Origin of the sequence: Leisingera sp. ANG-M6 (assembly GCF_000813905.1) — a bacterium.
Lineage (GTDB): Bacteria > Pseudomonadota > Alphaproteobacteria > Rhodobacterales > Rhodobacteraceae > Leisingera.
Genome location: NZ_JWLG01000013.1, coordinates 328,785 through 347,674, shown reverse-complemented (window position 1 = coordinate 347,674; position 18,890 = coordinate 328,785). Strand labels below are relative to the sequence as shown.

The 18,890-nt window shown below is 59.5% G+C and carries 12 protein-coding genes; 8 read left to right on the top strand and 4 right to left on the bottom strand.

Translation table 11 applies throughout. From position 1 onward, the window contains the following. Nucleotides 1–4: 4 nt before the first annotated feature. Nucleotides 5–3,046, bottom strand: coding sequence for an ABC transporter transmembrane domain-containing protein (locus RA24_RS11545; RefSeq protein WP_446720196.1), 3,042 nt, complete (start codon nucleotides 3,044–3,046; stop codon nucleotides 5–7). A gap of 151 nt (nucleotides 3,047–3,197) precedes the next feature. Here RA24_RS11545 and RA24_RS11540 point away from each other — a divergent pair, with 151 nt between their 5' ends. Beyond that, nucleotides 3,198–3,590 carry a DUF3307 domain-containing protein gene (locus RA24_RS11540; RefSeq protein ID WP_019297205.1) on the top strand — a complete coding sequence of 131 codons (393 nt, stop codon included), beginning with the start codon at nucleotides 3,198–3,200 and terminating at the stop codon, nucleotides 3,588–3,590. 161 nt (nucleotides 3,591–3,751) lie between these two features. Here RA24_RS11540 and RA24_RS11535 read toward each other — a convergent pair whose 3' ends face one another. Beyond that, nucleotides 3,752–4,210 carry an Lrp/AsnC family transcriptional regulator gene (locus RA24_RS11535; RefSeq protein ID WP_019297206.1) on the bottom strand — a complete coding sequence of 153 codons (459 nt, stop codon included), beginning with the start codon at nucleotides 4,208–4,210 and terminating at the stop codon, nucleotides 3,752–3,754. A gap of 146 nt (nucleotides 4,211–4,356) precedes the next feature. Between RA24_RS11535 and RA24_RS11530 the strand changes: the two genes are divergently transcribed. Then, a complete protein-coding gene (locus RA24_RS11530) occupies nucleotides 4,357–7,779 on the top strand; it encodes an indolepyruvate ferredoxin oxidoreductase family protein (protein ID WP_039191614.1) in 3,423 nt (1,140 codons plus the stop codon). Between the two features lie 30 nt (nucleotides 7,780–7,809). Here RA24_RS11530 and RA24_RS11525 read toward each other — a convergent pair whose 3' ends face one another. Further along, nucleotides 7,810–8,475, bottom strand: coding sequence for a TetR/AcrR family transcriptional regulator (locus tag RA24_RS11525; protein WP_019297208.1), 666 nt, complete (start codon nucleotides 8,473–8,475; stop codon nucleotides 7,810–7,812). Between the two features lie 282 nt (nucleotides 8,476–8,757). Between RA24_RS11525 and RA24_RS22655 the strand changes: the two genes are divergently transcribed. Genes RA24_RS22655 through RA24_RS11500 form a run of 6 tightly spaced genes read left to right on the top strand, consistent with a single transcriptional unit; the run spans nucleotide 8,758 to nucleotide 16,108 of the window. After that, nucleotides 8,758–8,898, top strand: coding sequence for a hypothetical protein (locus RA24_RS22655; protein WP_206540663.1), 141 nt, complete (start codon nucleotides 8,758–8,760; stop codon nucleotides 8,896–8,898). Further along, nucleotides 8,899–10,680, top strand: coding sequence for an ABC transporter ATP-binding protein (locus RA24_RS11520; protein WP_039191611.1), 1,782 nt, complete (start codon nucleotides 8,899–8,901; stop codon nucleotides 10,678–10,680). It abuts the gene before it with no gap. Then, entirely contained in the window at nucleotides 10,673–12,586 is a 1,914-nt protein-coding gene (locus tag RA24_RS11515; protein ID WP_039191610.1) for an ABC transporter substrate-binding protein, read from the top strand. Before RA24_RS11520 ends, RA24_RS11515 begins: the two co-directional genes overlap by 8 nt. Further along, nucleotides 12,586–13,614, top strand: coding sequence for an ABC transporter permease (locus tag RA24_RS11510; protein ID WP_039149464.1), 1,029 nt, complete (start codon nucleotides 12,586–12,588; stop codon nucleotides 13,612–13,614). The genes RA24_RS11515 and RA24_RS11510 overlap by 1 nt, the downstream gene beginning before the upstream one ends. Then, nucleotides 13,611–14,765, top strand: coding sequence for an ABC transporter permease (locus RA24_RS11505; RefSeq protein WP_019297212.1), 1,155 nt, complete (start codon nucleotides 13,611–13,613; stop codon nucleotides 14,763–14,765). The genes RA24_RS11510 and RA24_RS11505 overlap by 4 nt, the downstream gene beginning before the upstream one ends. Then, nucleotides 14,762–16,108, top strand: coding sequence for a CoA transferase (locus RA24_RS11500; protein WP_039191607.1), 1,347 nt, complete (start codon nucleotides 14,762–14,764; stop codon nucleotides 16,106–16,108). Before RA24_RS11505 ends, RA24_RS11500 begins: the two co-directional genes overlap by 4 nt. A 59-nt stretch (nucleotides 16,109–16,167) precedes the next feature. Here the strand turns inward: RA24_RS11500 and RA24_RS11495 are convergent, their stop codons facing one another. After that, nucleotides 16,168–18,645, bottom strand: a complete 2,478-nt coding sequence (locus RA24_RS11495) for a mechanosensitive ion channel family protein (RefSeq protein WP_039191604.1) — start codon at nucleotides 18,643–18,645, stop codon at nucleotides 16,168–16,170. Nucleotides 18,646–18,890: the final 245 nt, after the last annotated feature.

The window sequence follows — 18,890 nt, the reverse complement described above, 5'->3', positions numbered from 1 at the left end:
AGGATCAGTTGGAGACGTAACCCGCCACCACCTGCAACAGTTTGAACGCCGTGGAGGCATCGTTTTCGACCACCGCCAGGAATTCTTCCTCACCGATCCGCAAGCAGCGCAAGTCAGTCGTTGCAGTCATGCTCAATGCCCGCGGCTCATGACGGATCAGTCCCAATTCGCCGACCAGTCTTCCCGGGCCCACGGTAGCAATCAGACGATCTTCTTCACCCTCCTGCGGCAAATGCAGCCCGGCTTCGCCCTCCAGGATCATGTAGGCGCCATCGGTTGCCTCGTCGTCTTTTAGAAAGACCACCTCGCCAGCCTTGGCCTCATACCAGCGTGCGCCGAAGGCAAGCAGGCGCAGCTGACGGCGGTTCAGGCCGGAAAACAGCTCTGTCTGCTCCAGCGCCCGCAGCTTGCGCGCCAGATCCTGGCTCGCTGCCCCGTCCGCTGTTGCGGCGGCTTGTGCTTCATCGCTGACCAGCCGGCCTTGGCGCAATTCGTAGAAGACGTCGAATACATCTGGGCTTTGGAAACTGGGTGCCAGGTAAATCAGAGTCGTGTCCGGCAATAGCTTGCGCAGGTTCTTATGAACCGCAACGCGGGTTTCCAGATCATAGCTGGCCATCGCGGAGTCGAGGATCAGGATATCCGGCCGTTTGATCGTTGCCCGGCAGAAAGCAAGCGGCTCGGCGAAACTGGCCGCCAGCCCCTGTCCGCCCACGGCGATCGGCATGTCAAAGATCAGTTCCACCACCTGGTCGCGCAAGTCCTCGCGGACCATCAGATCCGAAACAAGCTTGCGCACCTCGTCTGCCTTGGCCCCGGCCGCGTCGGAAATTTTGCCGAACAGCGCATTTTCAAGAACTGTCAGACTGGGGGCAAAGGTTTCTTCGCTGAAAGGCACGAACCCGGCGCCCAGCGCCTTGAGCAGGCTGTCGCCGTGGCTGCGGCGGAAGCCAAGGATGCGCTCCTTCATTCCGTCCTCGAAGGCCGGGCCGATCTGTTCTGCCGAGATTGTGAAAGGCACGATCAACAGTTGCGCCAATTCCTCCCGGCTGAGCTTGGCGGCATCAGTTGCACCGGGCTTATCAGCCAGCGCAAGTGCGGCCTCATAAGCGTCCACGTCCAGACCCAGCTTGCGGAAAAGCGGGTGGCCGGTGCCGTCCATGCCGAAAATTTGCCGCAGCATTTCGACCACATCGCGGGTCAGCGCAACCAGCCCCTCATCCAGCCCCAGCTGTTTAAGCTGGTCCAGGAATTCTTCCTGCCGGTGCAGCATCTCACCCGTCATAGCTTCCTGCGAAGCTGCGAACAGAAGGTTTTCGGCAACCGGCAAAGCCGGGTTATAGCTTTCCTCGTCCAGGAAATGCACATGCACGTCCAGACCGGCTTCCACGACCGCTTTGCGCACCGCCGGGCGCAACTTGACCAGCTGCTCAGCCAGGTCCGGGTGCGCCGGCGCTTCGAAATACTGATCAATGCCGCGGCGGAACAGCGCGGTGTCCGAGCCAATGCCTTCGACGAGTTTCAGCCACCATCCGCGAAGCTCGTCCTCACTGGAGAACCCTGCCAGTTCGGGATCCAGCCATGGTGCATCAAATGGGTCCGGGCTGTTGCCGGCAAGCTTCGCGATTTCCAGCTCTTGAAGATTGCGTGCCTCACCCCGCGGGCGCATCCGCATCGGCATCATCACGTTGTCTCCAAAAGACCCCTGAAACAGAACCGGACGCGAGGTGGCGTAGCCGATGCGTGCTGCGACGGTTGCCTGGTGCAGCCCAGCGAGGCTTTCCTCTGCCACCGTCACGGTTCCGGAGGATGGCAGGATTTCACGGGTCAGCAATTCCGCCAGGGCACGCCGGTCTTCCTCGGAAGGTGCCGAGATGCCAACAACCTGCCCAGCGGGGAACGTGGCGCTCAGCTCTTCCAGAACCAGATTGCCGTCCGTGTCCCGGACACTGACAGAGTCAAGTTTCACATCGCCTTGCAGCCGGCCCAGTTCCTCGGGCTCACCGCTGAGCAGGTTTTCATCGACCATACCCTGAGGTGCAAAGCGCTCCAGAATCACCTCCCAGCGCAGGCTCATGTCCTGGGTCTGATTGTAATAGGCCAGTAGTTCCTTCCACGGCGATGCCAGATCCTTGTAGGCCGCCAGCGCCGCCACCAGCGCGCCCAGCGACACCTTGCCCTGCAAGACCAGATAGCCGCCGACCGCATAGAAGAAAAACGGGGTCAGCTGCGTGATGAAGTTGTTGAGAAACTTCATAAAGAACTTTTTCTGGTAGATCACGAAGCGGATCTCATAAAGCCGCCCCAACCGGGCGGTGATGATCGCCATCCGGTAGCGCCAGCCGCCGTTGATCCTGAGTGTCGACGCCCCCGCAGCGCTTTCACCGATTTCCGTGGCCAATGCCCGCACCTGCTTGATGCGTTTTTTGTTCAGCAGGTTGATCTGCCGCTGCAGCATCGGGATCAGCCACCCCTGCAGCGGAATCAGCGCAATCGCTGCCATTCCGAACCAGAAGTTCTGCAGAAACAGAAAAAACAGAATGGTCAGCATCTGGCCTGCCTGCAGCACCGGCTGGCTGACCGCATCCCCCATCAGCCCGCCCATTGGCTCTGATTCAGATGTGACCATGGACACCAACTCACCCTGGCTGACCCGTTCAAAATAGGGTTGAGGGAAGCGCAACACACGGGCGATCAACTGATACCGGAAACGGCGCAGCATCCGCTCTGCCAGCACCCCCTTCATGGTATTGATCCGCATTTTCAGCAGGCCGTGGCACAGCACCGATAGCAGGAAAGCCCCGCAAAGGATCCAAAGGAAGGTCAGCTGATCGAAACTTTGCCCCAGCACTGTGATGGTTGAGCTTTCGGCGCCGATCGCGTCGTTGATGATCCGTTTGGGGAGTTCCAGCGTAAGGTAAAGCAGCGGAAACAAGCAGGCAGTCACGACAAGCAGTATCAGCTGGTCGCGTTTGGAGTATTTCCAGATGAAGCGGAATAGAGAGCGCTCGATGGGGAAAGCTCCGTAATTGGCGGCATCAGGCAAGGCTGTTCTATGGGTAGCGCGGTTTGACCGGCACAGGCAATGGGCAGAAACCGGCCTTGTCCCGTTACGGAACCTTGCAGCCGCAACATTTGCCAGGCGCCAAAAAATCCGTAAGGTTCCAGCCAAGTATACTTTCAGGAGACTTATTGGTTTGCCGGAATATGTCGGATCCGTTCTGCTGCTGCTCTGCGCTTTGCAGGTGAAGCACCTGTTTGCCGACTTTTTCCTGCAGACTCCCAAGATGCTGTCTGGCCGCTGCGCTTATGCGCACATGGGCCGCGCGCAGCATGCCGGTGTTCATATCGTAGGATCCGCCTTGATTTTCCTTCTTTTCGGCGCACCAGTGATGTTCATCCTGGTGCTGGCCGCGCTGGAATGGGTGGTCCATTTCCACATCGACTTTGGCAAAGCCCGCTTTTCTGAGCGCAAGAAGCTAAACCCGCAGCAACCAATGTTTTGGCAAGCCATGGGATCGGACCAGGCGCTGCACCAGCTCACCTATATCGCCATGGCCTGGGCATGGGTGAAATACGCTGCAATGTGATAGAAACTCCAGTTTAGGGCCGTCCCCTGCCCTGGGGTCTTTTTGCAAAGAAGATGCCAAAAGAACGCTCTGGTGTTCTTCTTTGGAGAAACACTCCTGTCCCTCTTCTCGGCAGATGGCATATCCGCCGGGTGGATAACCATGCGCTGCTAGCGCTTTTTTCAGGGTACTATGGGCTTGTCCCGCTTGATCGTCCGCAGAACGACATTGGTCTGGGCGCTGGCGACCGCAGGCAGCCGGAACAGGAAGCTTTCCAGAAACCGGTTGTAGGCCTCCAGATCCGGGGCTAGCACCCTCAGATGATAGTCCGCCTGGCCAGTCGTGGCGTAGCATTCCTGCACCAACGGGCTGGTTTCCACCGCGCGGATGAATTCCACCAGCTTGTCCGGATCATGCCGTGTCAGATGCACATGCACGATGGCCTGGAATCCGAGCCCCATGGCTGGCGCGTTCACCACGGCACCGTAGCGTTCGATGATCCCTGCCTCTTCAAGCGCTCTCACCCGTCGCCAAAGGGCTGAAGGAGACATGCCCACGGCCTCTGCCAGGTCGGCGTTGGAGATGCGGGAATCTTCCTGGAGCAGGGTCAAAATCCGGCGGTCGCGGTCGTCGATCTTCATTTTCCGGTCATTTCTTCCACAAGGCAGGAAAATTTTGGATAACATAACCACAAGAAATTGCAAAACCAGTAAATCAGGCAAATCTTTTCAGCCTTCGTGGATTACTTTTCCGGAAAACACATCTTCCGCGCAAGGATTCCGCCGCGATGACCGAGCTGAGCCACGATTTCCGCAGCTACAAGCTGAACGACCGTTACGAGATGACCAAGGGCCGGGTGTTCCTGACCGGCACCCAGGCGCTGGCCCGGGTTATGCTGGACCAGGCCCGCCGCGACAAGGAAGCAGGCCTGAACACCGCAGGATTTGTCTCCGGCTACCGCGGCTCGCCGCTCGGCGGGGTCGATCTGGAATTCTGGCGCGCCAAAGAGCGGATGCAGGAGAACCGTATCAAGTTCATGCCTGCCGTTAACGAAGACTTGGGCGCCACTGCCGTTCTGGGTGCTCAGCAGGCCATTCTGGACCCGCACTGCGAGGTCGAGGGCGTGTTTTCAATGTGGTACGGAAAGGGCCCGGGTGTGGACCGGTCCGGCGATGCACTGAAACACGGCAACGCATACGGCTCATCTGCCAGAGGCGGTGTACTGGTTGTCGCAGGCGATGACCACGGCTGCGTCAGCTCCTCGATGCCGCACCAATCAGACGTGGCCTTCATGTCCTGGTTCATGCCGGTGCTGAACCCGGCAGATGTGTCCGAATACCTGACCTTTGGCGAATACGGCTTTGCCCTGTCCCGCTACTCAGGCACCTGGGTCGGCTTCAAGGCGGTGTCGGAAACCGTGGAGAGCGCGCGCTCGGTGGAGCTGCAGCCGGACCGAGAATTCATCTACCCGGAGCTGCCGGATTACCCAGGCGGTCTGCATATCCGCCGGGCCGACCTGCCCTCGCCTGAAATCGAAACCCGCATCCACGCCAAGCTGGACGCGGTGCGCGCCTTTGCCGAGGCCAACCCGATCGACAAACGGATCTATGACATCAAGGACGCCCGTTTCGGCTTTGTCTCCACCGGCAAGGGGCATCTGGACCTGATGGAGGCGCTGCGGCTTCTGGGTCTGGACGAGGCCGCCTGCCGCCGCCTGGGTATCGACATCTACAAGGTCGGCATGGTCTGGCCGCTGGACCGCACCGATGCGCTGAAGTTCGTGAAAGGCAAACAGGAAGTGCTGGTTGTCGAAGAAAAACGCGGCATCATCGAAAGCCAGTTCAAGGAAAACTTCTACGACTGGCCCGGCAGCAAGCCGGAGAAGATGGTCGGCAAATACGACAGCCAGGGCGAGCCGCTGATCCCGTGGACCGGTGAGCTGAGTCCGCTGCTGCTGGCGCCCATTGTGGCTGCACGCCTGGACAAGTTTTTTCCGGAAGAGAACCTGCCGGCCAAAGCCGCTGCGCTAACTGCTGAACCGCCGAAAGTGCTGAACGTTCCCGGCGCCACCCGCACGCCCTACTTCTGTTCCGGCTGTCCGCACAACACATCTACCAAGCTGCCGGAAGGATCCAAGGCTTTCTCGGGCATCGGCTGCCATGTAATGGCCAGCTGGATGGACCGCGAAACCGCCGGCTATGCCCAGATGGGCGGTGAAGGCGTGCCGTGGACCGTTACCTCGCAGTTCAATGGAAACAAGCATGTGTTTCAGAACCTCGGCGAAGGCACCTGGTATCACTCCGGCTCGCTGGCGATCCGCCAGGCGGTCGCGGCCGGCACCAACATCACCTACAAGATCCTGTATAACGACGCGGTGGCGATGACCGGCGGCCAGCCGGTGGACGGACCGGTCTCCGTCCATGGCATCGCCCAGACCTGCCGCGCAGAAGGCGTGCAGCGAATTGCCCTGATCTCAGACAACATCGGCAAGTTCAGCCAAGGGGATTTACCGAGCGGCACCACCTTCCACGACCGTGCGGAACTGGACACGGTGCAGCGTGAGCTGCGCAACATCCCCGGCGTCACCGTGCTGATCTACGAGCAGACCTGCGCCACCGAAAAACGCCGCCGCCGCAAGCGCGGCAAGATGGAGGACCCGAAACGATTTGCCTTCATCAACGACTTGGTCTGTGAGGGTTGCGGCGATTGCTCGGTTGAATCCAACTGCCTGAGCGTGGAGCCAAAGGAGACGCCGTTCGGGCGCAAACGCAAGATCAACCTCTCCACCTGTAACAAGGATTTCTCTTGCCTCAACGGCTTCTGCCCCAGCTTCGTCACCGTCGAGGGCGCAACCCGGCGCAAGAAGAAGCCTGCCGGGCTGGACACCGCCGAACTGGCGGCCCGGTTGCCCGCCCCGGACCTTCCCTCCCTGGCAGAGCCGTTTGACCTGCTCGTCACCGGAGTGGGCGGCACCGGCGTTGTGACGGTCGGTGCGCTGATCACCATGGCCGCACATTTGGAGGGCAAGGGGTCGAGCGTTCTGGACTTCACCGGGTTTGCGCAAAAATTCGGCACCGTGCTGAGCTACATCCGGCTCTCCAGTTCCCCGGACACGCTGAACCAGGTGCGGATTGATCAGGGCGGCGCGGATGCCGTTATCGGCTGCGACGTTGTCGTCAGCTCTGCGCCCAAGGCTTCGGTCCACTACCGCCCCGGTACCAAGGTAGTGCTGAACCGGGCGGAAATGCCTACTGGTGATCTGGTTCTGCGCCGCGACGCCGACCTGATGGCTGGGGTCCGCGAAAAAACCATCGCAGAAGCAGTGGGGCCGCAGAACCTGTCTGGTTTCAATGCCAACGAAGCCGCTGAGGCAATGCTCGGAGACGCAGTTTTGGCCAATGTCATGATGCTTGGCTTTGCTTGGCAGAAGGGGCTGGTGCCAGTGAGCGCGGGCGCGCTGGATCAGGCAATTGAGCTGAATGCTGTAGCGATCGAAAAAAACCGCCTCGCCTTCGCCATCGGGCGTGCCATGGCAGCGGACCCGGCGCTGGTGGAGAGCAACTACAAGGAAGCTCCGGAACAGGACGAAACGCTAAAGGAGCTGGTTGACCGGCGCGCTGCCTTCCTGACCGGATATCAGGATACCGCATATGCGTCGCGGTATCAGGACACGCTGGCAAGGTTCCGCGACGCTTTGCCTGCTGAGGTAGAGGAGCAGCTGACGACAGCAGCGGCCCGGTCTTTGTTCAAATTAATGGCCTACAAAGACGAATTCGAAGTTGCGCGTCTGCTGACCAGCGAGAAGTTCCGTCATCAGATCGAAGGCGAATTCGAGGGCGACTATAAGGTCAACTACCACCTCGCGCCGCCGCTGTTGAGCCGCAGGAAGGATACCCGCGGCCGGCCGCTGAAGCGCTCATTCGGCCCCTGGCTGCGCCCAGCCCTGAACCTGCTGGTCAAAGCACGCCGCCTGCGCGGCACCGCTTTCAACGTCTTTGGCTATCATGAGGAAGCCCGCCTGCACCGTGACTTGCTGGGATGGTACGAAGAAGCCCTCCGCTCCGTTGCCACGCGCTACACCCCGAAGACGCATGACGCGTGCATGGAAATCCTGCAGGCACCGATGGAAATCCGCGGTTATGGCCCGGTACGCCTGGAGGCCGCCAAAAAGGTCCGCACAGCAGCAGATGAAGCGCTGCGCGGCCTGTAAGCAAGACTGTCACAAGCCGGCGCTGGGCTATCAGATATCCCAGTGCTGGCGCGTGAACTCGGTAAAGGCATCCATTTCCTCAGCCAGCGGTTCCCGTCCTGTGAACACCTTGAGATATTCAGGCGTCACTTCCAGACGGTGGGCATGGCTTTCGTTCGGGTCCGCCATGTCGTAGCCCAGTTGCATGTAATACAGCACCTTTGCGCGGGTCATGGCCTCACGCTCTGGGTAGCCATAGCGGGCAAACATCGCTGTTAGCGCCTCAACCCGGCGCCGGTCGGACCGGTCCAGCAGGCTGCGCACCTTGCCGGAGCGGCGCGACCAGTCACGCACCGCAAAATCCAGCGCTGTATTGAACAAGTTGGGATTGGTGATGCAATGGAAAACGTTCAGAACCGCCCCGGTGATGGTCTTGGCCGGCGCCTCCGCCTGACGCACCATGCCCGCTGTATTGGTCTGCTCCCAGGTTTTCAGAAGCGCATCCAGAAGATCCTGGCGCGACTTGAAATACCAATAGAAGGACGACCGCGAAACCTGCATCCGCTCCGCCAGTGCCAGCACCTTGACCTGTTCCACCCCGTCAGAGATCAGCACATCCATCGCCACGTTCAACCAATCGTTGCGGGTAACCTTGATATTACCGACCAGCGGCTCGGCCTCCGGGTCATCCCGGTGCAGAACAGGTTTTTGCGCCATGAGCGACCTTTCAGATTATTTGCGTTTCCGCCACTCTATGCCGGGCCGCCCGTCTGCGCCAACAGAGCAACCCGATATGCCTGAGCTTGCTACCAGGATTGAGTGGCTTCCGCGACACACGCAAAAGCGGCCGGGCTATCAGGCTGTACAGACGGCTCATGCCCGCCTGCACGCCATCGTGACAAATTTTGACCGGTCTCTGGCGCAACATCCTGAATGCCTCCTCAATCGCTTTAAAAGCACGCCTCCAAGCTTGCCGGAGCCTGCAACGCTTTTTACAGCTTGGCAAAATTCCCCTTGCAAAGCCGGCGTCAGGCCAAATGGGGTTTGACTAAACGGCCTTTGGCGCGCGAAGGTGATGAAAAAAACAGGGGAAAACACGATCTCATGAGCGCCTTGAACCAGCTCGGCGGACAAATCTGAATGCGCCCGTTGCTGTCCGTCGAAAACCTCAGCATCGGTTTTGGCAAAGGAGACTCCGTTGTCAAAGACGTGAGCTTTGCTGTCCAGCCAGGGGAAACGCTTGCCCTGGTTGGGGAGAGCGGCTCCGGCAAGACGGTTTCCTGCCGCGCAGTGCTGCGCATACTCCCGAAGGTGGCGCAACTGCGGTCCGGACGGATCCTGCTGGAAACCCGCGGCAAAAAACTGGATTTGGCTTCGCTGGCTGAACGCGAGATGCGTGATGTACGCGGCAATACCATATCGATGATTTTTCAGGAGCCGATGCGGTCCTTGTCGCCTCTGCACCGGATCGGCAACCAGGTGTCCGAGGTTTTGTGGCTGCATGGGCGCAAATCCGAACGCGAGGCGCGTGATGTAGTCCTGGAGTGCTTTGAGCGGGTTGGCTTTCCAGAGCCAGAACGCACCTACCGCTCCTATCCGTTTGAATTGTCCGGCGGCATGCGCCAGCGGGCAATGATCGCCATGGCAATGGTGGCCAAACCGGACCTGCTGATCGCCGACGAACCGACCACCGCGCTCGACGTGACTACGCAGGCTCAGGTTCTGGGACTGATGAAGGACCTGCAGCGCGAAACCGGCATGGCGATGATCCTTGTGACTCATGATCTGGGTGTAGTTGCGAACATGGCCGAGCAGGTGGTGGTCATGCACAAGGGCCGGGTCATGGAATCCGGGCGCGCCGAACCCATGCTGCGGGCACCTGCCCATCCCTACACCAAGGCATTGTTTGATGCCGCACCGGAAATTCCGGATGCCGAAGTCGTCGCAATTCCACCTTCACGTGAAGACCTGATAATGGAGATGAAATCCGTCTCCAAGACTTACACGCTGCGGGCGGGTAAGGGCTGGCAAGCGCCGACCCTGATCCATGCGTGCCGTGAAATTGATCTGCGGGTGACCCGCGGCGAGACACTGGCTATCGTCGGAGAGAGCGGGTCAGGCAAGACCACCGCCGCCCGCATAGCTTTAGGAGCAGAGCCGCCTGATCCCGGCGGTGAGGTGCTGTTCCGGCCCGACCCCAGCTTGCCGCCGGTTACAGTGCATGACATGAACCGGGAGACGCGGACTGCCTTCCAGAAACAGGCCCAGATGGTGTTCCAGGACCCGTACTCATCCCTGTCACCACGGATGCGCATTCAAGACACGCTGATGGAACCGCTGGATATCCATCGCATTGGCACACGGGCCGAGCGTCGCGACAAAGCTGCGGAAATGCTGCGCCTGGTAGGTCTGTCGCCCGATATGCTGAAGCGTTACCCGCATGCATTTTCCGGCGGTCAGCGCCAGCGCCTGTCGATTGCGCGCGCCTTGATGCTGGATCCTGCACTGATTGTTTGCGACGAACCGACGTCGGCACTGGATGTCTCTGTTCAGGAACAGATCCTGCGCCTGCTGGAAGAAATCCGTGACCAGCAAAATCTGTCCTATCTCTTCATCAGCCATGACCTTGCTGTCGTGGCACGTATCGCTGATGAGGTTGCGGTAATGCGGCGCGGGCTGATCGTGGAGCAGGCACCGCCGGAAACTTTGTTCTACAATCCTCAGCACCCCTATACCAAGGCGCTGATCGCCGCCCAGCCCGAGCCTGATATCGACCGGCCGATCGACCTGAAGCTGGTGGCTCAGGGGGCGGGCGCACCCGAACATTGGCCCGATGCATTCCGGTTCGACGGCGCTGAAGCCCCGCCCCTGGTGGGATTGAAACATCTGGAACCTGGCCACAAGGTGCGCTGCCATGCTTGATGCCCTGAAACCCGTGCTGGCTGCCGTCTTCTGCATTGCGCCATTGCCCGCGCTAGCGGACATCACGGTGCAGGAAAGCAGTTTCTGGCGCTCCGAGGTTAAGGCAGGGTACCTGCCGCCCGCCGCCAAACGACTGCCCGACGTGCCGCTGGTGGTGGATCTGGCTGCCAAGGGCCGGGAGTTCGGCATTCAGGGCGGAACGCTCAATACAATGGTCACGCGTTCCAAGGACATCCGGCAGATGGTGGTCTACGGATACGCGCGGCTGGCAGGCTACGACGAGAAATACCAGCTAAAGCCGGACATCCTTCTGGGATACGAAAACGAAGGGAACCGCCGCTACACGCTGAAGCTGCGGCCCGGGCATCGCTGGTCCAACGGCGACCCGTTCACTTCTGACGATTTCCGTTACTGGTGGGACGATGTTGCAAATAACGAGCTTTTGAGCCCTGCCGGCCCGCCGGATTTTCTGAGAGTGATGGGAAAGCTGCCGAGGGTGAGTTTCCCTGACGAAACAACGGTAGTTTATGAATGGGACGACCCGAACCCCAGCTTCCTGCATATGCTGGCGCAGGCCCGGCCGCCCTTTATCTACCGTCCGGCCAAGTACTTGAAGCAATTCCATGCGGACTATGCCGACCCAGCGATTCTGGAAGAAGAGGTCGATTACGCACGCGTAAAAAGCTGGGCTGCTCTGCACAACAAGTACGACAACATGTACAAGTTCGACAATCACGAGCTTCCGACGCTTCAACCCTGGATCAACGCCTCACCCGGCAAAAAGATCCGCCACCAGTTTGTGCGTAACCCCTATTACCACCGGATCGACAGCCACGGCGTCCAACTGCCCTACATTGACACTGTTGAGATGGAGATCGTCACCTCCGGGCTGGTAGCCGCCAAGTCGAATGCAGGGGAAGCGGATCTGCAGGCCCGCGGGCTGGACTTTCGCGACATTCCCATTCTGCGCAAGGGTGAAAAAGACAACTCCGGCTACAAGACATACCTCTGGGGTAACGGCGCTGCTTCGCAGATCGCCATTTACCCAAACCTGAACACCCGGGACCCTCTCTGGCGTGAAATTTTGCGCGATGTGCGGGTACGGCGCGCCTTGTCCCTTGCAATTAACCGCCGCGCTATCAACCGGGCACTTTACTTCAACTTGGCCAAGCCCGGCGCCATGACGGTGCTGGAACAAAGCGAGTTGTTCGACCCCGCGCTGCGCAATGCATGGGCCGAGTTTAATCCGGAGCAGGCAAACCGCCTGCTGGACGAAGCCGGGTTAACCGAAAAGGATGGTTATGGCATCCGCTATCTTCCCGACGGGCGCCTGATGGAATTGATCGTCGAAACTGCAGGCGAGCGGCAGGAGGTGGAGAACGCTCTGCAGATTATTGCTGATGACTGGCGTGATGTCGGGGTAAAACTCATCATGCGCCCGCTGGACCGCGACATTCTGAGAAACCGGGTCTTTTCCGGCAACTCCATGGCCTCTGCCTGGTTCGGCTGGGACAACGGCCTGCCCCAGTCCTACACGTCACCAGTGTACCTTGCCCCCACAGACCAGGTCTTTTTGTCATGGCCGAAGTGGGGTCAGTACTATCAGACCGGCGGCAGCGCAGGGGAGCAGCCAGACATGGAACCGGCCCAGCAGCTGCTTTCCCTCCTGCAGGACTGGGACATGGCCACGACAAAGGATGAGCGCCTCGCAGCCTGGCGCGCCATGCTGCAGATCCACGCCGATCAAGTCTACGCCATCGGTGTGGTTGCCGCCGCACCTCAGCCGGTGGTCGTCAGCAAGCGGCTGCGCAACGTGCCGGAGCAGGCGATTTGGGCCTGGGATCCCGGCGCACATTTCGGCGTCTACCGGCCGGACGAGTTCTACTTCGAGGATGGCTTGGACTGATGGAGATAGTGCGATATGCCATCTACCGCTTTGGCACCATGCTGATGACACTCCTGGTGGTGTCGGTGCTGATTTTTGTCATCATCAACCTGCCGCCCGGCGACTACTTGTCGAACCAGATCGCCGAGTTGCAAGCGACCGGACAGTCCGCGGGCGTTGCCAAGGCGGAATTCCTGCGCAAGGAATATGCACTCGATAAGCCGCTTTGGCAGCAGTACATGATCTGGATGGGTTTCATGCCGGGGCCGCACGGGTTTTCCGGCATGATCCAGGGCAATTTCGGCTGGTCATTCGAATTTGACAGCCCCGTGGCTGATATCGTTGGCGACAGTTTGTGGCTGACGGTGCTGGTGAACCTGGCCGCGGTGGTCTTTGTCTATGCCGTTGCCCTGCCCCTAGGCGTTCTGGCGGCTGCCCGCGCCCGTACCTGGGTCGACTACACCACAGCCTTTGTCGGCTACCTCGGCCTCGCCACTCCGAACTTTCTGCTTGCCTTGATCCTGTTCTATTACGGACACCGGTGGTTTGACCTGCCGATCGGAGGGCTTATGGCCCCAGAATACGAGGGGATGCCCATGAACTGGGACAAGGTGAAATCCATTCTGGTGCACCTCATTGTTCCGACCTTCGTGATTGGTACTGCCGGCGCATCTGCGATGATGCAGCGGCTGCGCGCCAACATGCTGGATGAGTTGGGCAAGCCATATGTGGAGACCGCAATTGCCAAGGGTATGGCGCCATCCCGCATGCTGGCAAAGTACCCGCTGCGGGTAGCCTTCAACCCCTTTGTTGCCGACATCGGCAATCTGCTGCCTTCCATGATCTCCGGTTCGGTCCTCGTTTCTGTGGTGCTGGGCCTGCAGACCATAGGCCCGACTCTGCTGACTGCGCTCAAGACCCAGGATATGTTCCTGTCTGGTTTCGTGCTGATGTTCGTCGCGCTGCTCACCCTGATCGGCACCATGATTTCGGATGTGCTGCTGGTGCTGCTTGATCCCAGAATTCGTTACGAAGGGCGCGACGCATGACACATCTGCCCGACGGACGTTTTGTCGATGACGAACCCTTCGACCCCCAGGCCTCGCTGCTGGAGCTGGAGCGCAAGGATCTGGACGCCCCGAACTGGCTGCTGGTCTGGCGCAAGTTCAAGACCCACAAGCTGGGTCTGATTTCCGGCATCTTCCTCTTTGTTGCTTATTTCCTGATCCCCTTTGCCGGCTTTATCGCGCCTTACGGACCCAACCAGCGGTTTTCAGAACACCTCTACTCACCGCCGCAATCGATCAAACTTTTCCACGAGGGCGAGTTTGTCGGCCCCTTCGTCTACCCGATGACCTCTGAGGCCAACCTCGAGACCTTCCAGTGGGAATTCAAGCCGGACACCTCGCGCCCGCTCAAGCTCAAGTTTTTCTGTGAAGGCAGCACCTATAACCTCGCAGGCTTCATAGAAAGCAACCGGCACCTGTTCTGCGCCAGCGAAGAGGCGACAATTTTCATTATGGGCTCCGACCGCCTGGGCCGCGACATCTTCAGCCGCGTTTCCTACGGCGCGCAATTATCTCTGACAGTTGGCCTGATCGGGATTACCGTATCTTTCGTTCTTGGTATCTTCTTCGGCAGTGTCGCCGGGTACTTCGGCGGCCGTGTCGACTGGGCTGTGAACCGGGTGATCGAGATCCTTAGATCGCTGCCTGAACTGCCCTTGTGGCTCGCCCTGTCCGCTGCGGTTCCCTCGAACTGGTCACCGGTTGCGGTGTTTTTCATCATCTCCATCATTCTCGGCATTCTCGACTGGCCTGGACTGGCCCGTTCCGTGCGTGCCAAATTCCTGTCGCTTCGGGAAGAGGAATACGTCCGTGCGGCGGAGATGATGGGGGCCTCTTCCGGGCGGGTGATCCGCAAGCATCTGCTTCCCAACTTCATGTCTCATCTGATCGCCTCGGCCACCTTATCGATCCCGGCAATGATCCTGGGCGAAACCGCATTGTCCTTTCTCGGGCTCGGCTTGCGTGCGCCGGCGGTCAGCTGGGGTGTGATGCTGAATGACGCCCAGAACCTCACTTCTGTCGAGATCTACCCCTGGCTGGCCATTCCGATGTTGCCTATTGTCGTTGTCGTGCTTGCTTTCAATTTCCTTGGCGACGGGCTGCGCGATAGCCTTGATCCCTATCAGCATTGAGCCTGCTAACTGCACTCCCCGCTGCGGACCAATTCCGCCTGACTGGCAGCGGCCAATGGCTCAGTGCCTTTGCAGTCACCGAACTGGCTAACGCCTCGATCGCGGCGGTTGGGCTGGAACTGGCCAGGCTGATAGAAGTGCTCAACCTTGCTCCGTCTGCGCCGGAAGTCACGGTTGATCAGCGCTTGGCCGCGCTCTGGTTCGGCTACAGTTTCCGGCCTGAGGGCTGGGAGCTGCCAAACCTTTGGGACGCAATAGCAGGCGTATACGAAACACAGGACGGTTGGATCCGCTTGCATACCAACTTGCCGCATCACCGCCAGGCCGCGCTGCAAGTGCTTGGCTGCGCAGGCACGCGGAAGGCCGTGACCGCTGCGGTTAGGCACTGGCAGGCTGACAGCCTGGAGAGCGCAACCGTGGCTGCAGGCGGCGTGGCCGCCGCAATGCGCAGCCGCTCGGAGTGGCGGCAACACCCTCAAGGCCGCGCCGTGGCGGCAGAGCCGCTGACTCACTGGATTTCCCCCCGGCCCATCCATCTGAGAGACCGGCCGCAGGCAACTGCAGAACGCCCGCTTGCCGGTTTGCGGTTGCTCGATCTGACGCGCGTTATTGCCGGGCCCGTCTCCACTCGAACTCTGGCCGGTTTTGGTGCTGATGTACTGCGCATCGACCCGCCCGGCTGGGACGAACCCGGTGTGATCACCGATGTTTCGCTAGGCAAACACATGGCCGCGCTTGACCTGACCAAAGGCGAAGACCGGCTGGTTTTCGAAACCTTGCTTGCGCAGGCTGATGTGATTGCGCACGGCTACAGGCCCGGCGCGCTGGACAACTTAGGATATGACGCAGACACACGCCGGCAGCTTGCACCCGGCGCAGTAGAGGTGTCACTGGATGCCTATGGATGGACCGGTCCTTGGTCCGCGCGGCGCGGATTTGACAGTCTGGTGCAAATGAGCGCTGGCATCGCCGATGCAGGCCGCGACTGGGCTGGGTCCGGCACCCCCCACCCTTTACCGGTACAGGCGCTGGACCATGCAACCGGATACCTTATGGCCGCTGCAGTGTTGTCCGCACTTACAGCCGCGGCGCGGGGTGCGGCAGTCCCTTCCGCCCGGCTGTCCCTTGCCCGGACGGCAGAATTGCTTGCAGGGATGGAAAAGTCTGCCAATGGCCCGGATATTGGCGGGCCGGGAGATGGAGATTATTCACAGCTTATTGAACGCAGCGGCTGGGGACCAGGACACCGGCTTGCAGCTCCGCTCAGCCTAAACGGAACGGCAATGAACTGGGACCTGCCCGCCGCCCGCCGCGGCAGCAGCCCTGCCTGCTGGCCTGACTAACAAGCTTACCGCATTGCGCGGCTGAAAGGGGGCACAAGGGCACACACGCGCACTGATGCTCAGCGGTCATCGCCGTCAGGTCCGCCCATGTCTTCCAGCATGTCTTCATCTATGGCGGCCTGCACAGCACCAAGCGCGGCGTCCTTCTGTTTAGGCGTCGCCCCTTCCGCCTGATCCGGGGCCAGACGCACCGTGACCTCACGGTGGGCAAACTTGACGCCTTCCCGCGCGAACAGCTCGCGGATTTCCTGGTACACCCGCTTGCGCACAATCCACTGATCCCCCGGCTTGGTCATGAATTTCACACGAATGATCATTGCCGAGTCTTGCATCTCGATCACACCCTGGGACTTCAGGGGCTGAATGAACGTATGCCCGACAACCGGATCATCCATTAGGGTCTGGCCCAGCTTCTTGATCAGCTTGCGGACCTTTTCCACGTCGGTGTCATAGGTAACCCGCAGCGGCAATTTCATCATCACCCAGTCACGGGAGTAATTGGTCAGAACCTTGATCTCTCCAAACGGAATTGTATGTAGCGCGCCAAGGTGATGGCGCAGCTGGAAGGAACGGACTGAAATTTTCTCAACAGTGCCTTTTACATCTCCGATGTCGATGTATTCGCCTTTGCGGAATGCATCATCGATGAGGAAAAAAGCACCGGAGAATATGTCCCTCACAAGGGTCTGGGAACCAAAGCCTACCGCCAATCCGACCACGCCGGCACCTGCAAACAGCGGGCTGACATTGATTCCAAGTTCCAACAGCAGGATGAGCACGATGGAAACCAGAACCACGGCCAGAATTGCTCCGCGGAACAGAGGCAGCAATGTGGCCAACCGACTGGCGCCCCCCGCACCGCCTTCATCGCCGAGTTCGGCCACAGGAATGTCGCCAACCTCCTCATCAATCTTGCTGTCGATCCAAATCCGGAACAGGTGATAGACGATATACCCAATAAACAGAATGACGGTTACATCCACCATGCGCTCGGCAGCAGTAGTGCTCAGCCAGCTTGCATCAGGGCTCCAGACAATGAGCAGCGAGTAGGCACCGACAACAAAAGCCAGGATGCCCGCAACACGGCGAGCCAGGTCTTCGTAGGTAGCAATCGGGTGTACCACCTGCTCGGAGATCTCATCTTCGTTATCGAATCCACCAGACTCATCAGGTGCAGCATCCGGCATTGCCGCAACTCGTTCTGCTCCTTCGGCGCCAAGCGGGTCTGACTGCTCCGGCGATCCATCTTCAGCAGTTGCAATCACATCAGCCGGAGCTGCAGGTCCTGTTTCTAGAACGGCAGGCTCAGGTTGCTCAGCGGTTTCCAGGGCCTCTGACATGGCATGGGTCTGGTATGCTCGGCGAAAATACCGCTCGATCAGATAGTTTATCGCTCCGTAAACAACCAGAATTGTGGTCAGGACGAAATAGCTGCCCGCCATCAGAGGGATAGAAACCTCGTGTTCCAGCACAAGGTCAAAGGCCAGCTTGAGCCAGCCAAACACCATGTAGATCATTAATCCCGGCGCCCAGGCCACAGCAAGGAAGCGCACCAGCCAAGAGCAATCTTCAGGCATCCGGCCGGCCCGGATGGCATTGGAAATCGCACGCCCATTGACCAGAACCATCAAGAGGTTGCCCAGCGTCCCGACCAGTGCAAGCACTCCATAAACAAGCGCATAAACGTTGTAGTTCAGCCCAAAATCCCCGACCCAGGTTGCAAAGAGCGTCGACGAAATGTCGTATGTCGCCAGCAAAGACGCCCAAATATACAGCCGCTTGGCGTCCCTGTCGGAGAAAACCGGGATGCGGTATTGCGCCAGAAAGGGTGAAAGAACCATCCGCCACAAGTCTGAGACGGTCCTGGCCAAAAAGTAGGCCGTGTAAATCGCTGTGACAGTGAACTCGATAGACGGATCGCCTGAGGAACCAAAGACCAGATGCGAAATCAAAGCTGCGAAGATCATTGCAAAAATCGTCGCGCCGATTCCCATCAGGAAGCGGAATACCAGAAAAGGCATCTTATCCTGGTAGCCTTCAGGAGTTGCTTGGATCCGAGCAACCACAAACCTTTTTGCAAAGCGTTTGCCATAGATCTCCACCGACAGCCAGCGGCCAACCAGCAGGAACAGCACACTCCAGCCCAGCACCTCTACATATGTCATGATGCGCCCATCCGGGCTGGTCTGGCGCAGAATGTACTGCATTTCGAACACTGAGTAAGGCAGCGCTTCCAGGCGGCTGTTCAGTTCCGCACGAAAAGCCGCAACCCTGGACTGTGCTTTCATTAGCGCGGAAGGCTGCTCCATCACATCCGTGCTGGTTTCGCCGGTTTGCGGCCCCGCTTCCGGCGGCGCATTGAGCAACCGCCCGCTGCTGTCCACAACCAGCACACTGACACCGTTTTCAGCGGCCTGCTCTATCGCCTGGGACAGTGCCTCAGCTCCGCTTGCGTCACTTTCCTGGGCGCTGGTGTGAGCTGTCAGCCCGAAACCCAGCAGCAAGCAGAGCAAAAATCGAAACAGGGCATGCAGCATCTCGGGCTATCCTTATGGAAACTTGAGCCAAATTAACCATCTGCCGGGCCGTTGCGCAAATGGCGCGCACGCAAATTACCGTGCGCCTTGCAACAATGCCGCACGATTGCATGCACCCCGGCTCCGGGCTATACAAATTCAGATATCTGCCCAACGGGCGGACAGCCGCAATGCCGCGGCCCCGGCAGCAACCAGTCTGGACCGGAAGCGGCTGAAGAAAATACTGACCACGCCCTGCTGCAAAT

Excerpts from the sequence above, each read along its gene's own strand:
- RA24_RS11530 (WP_039191614.1), top strand. The coding sequence starts at position 4,357 with ATGACCGAGCTGAGCCACGATTTCCGCAGCTACAAGCTGAACGACCGT.
- RA24_RS11535 (WP_019297206.1), bottom strand. The coding sequence starts at position 4,210 with ATGAAGATCGACGACCGCGACCGCCGGATTTTGACCCTGCTCCAGGAA.
- RA24_RS11495 (WP_039191604.1), bottom strand. The coding sequence starts at position 18,645 with ATGCTGCATGCCCTGTTTCGATTTTTGCTCTGCTTGCTGCTGGGTTTC.
- RA24_RS11505 (WP_019297212.1), top strand. The coding sequence starts at position 13,611 with ATGACACATCTGCCCGACGGACGTTTTGTCGATGACGAACCCTTCGAC.
- RA24_RS11520 (WP_039191611.1), top strand. The coding sequence starts at position 8,899 with ATGCGCCCGTTGCTGTCCGTCGAAAACCTCAGCATCGGTTTTGGCAAA.
- RA24_RS11525 (WP_019297208.1), bottom strand. The coding sequence starts at position 8,475 with ATGGCGCAAAAACCTGTTCTGCACCGGGATGACCCGGAGGCCGAGCCG.
- RA24_RS11515 (WP_039191610.1), top strand. The coding sequence starts at position 10,673 with ATGCTTGATGCCCTGAAACCCGTGCTGGCTGCCGTCTTCTGCATTGCG.
- RA24_RS11510 (WP_039149464.1), top strand. The coding sequence starts at position 12,586 with ATGGAGATAGTGCGATATGCCATCTACCGCTTTGGCACCATGCTGATG.